Source organism: Photorhabdus tasmaniensis (assembly GCF_011189505.1).
Classification (GTDB): Bacteria; Pseudomonadota; Gammaproteobacteria; order Enterobacterales; family Enterobacteriaceae; genus Photorhabdus; species Photorhabdus tasmaniensis.
Genome location: NZ_PUJU01000266.1, coordinates 1 through 248, shown reverse-complemented (window position 1 = coordinate 248; position 248 = coordinate 1). Strand labels below are relative to the sequence as shown.

Here is a 248-nt window from a genome sequence, read left to right as displayed (position 1 = left end):
GCGCAAGTCTGGCGCTGATGAAGGCAAGTCGGGGTCAAGTCTGCCCCAGGTCAGGGCCAAGTCTGGTTCACCCAAACCGGCTGCAAGCCGCAGTGACAAAGGGCGGAAAGGTTCGCAAGTCGGGGAAGGTTGAAAAACACTGTTCCGGCAATAATAAGAAAAAGCCGTCGTATCGTACTGCCAGTACATCATCGAACCCGAAAACCCGAATAAGAAAACCCGGAATACGACCAACGCAAGTTGGACTG

At 53.6% G+C, this 248-nt stretch carries 1 protein-coding gene; it reads right to left on the bottom strand.

Going from position 1 to position 248, the window contains the following annotated elements; genetic code table 11:
- Positions 1–248 (bottom strand): hypothetical protein (locus C5471_RS23835; protein ID WP_166296759.1); only part of this gene is annotated, 248 nt, incomplete at both ends.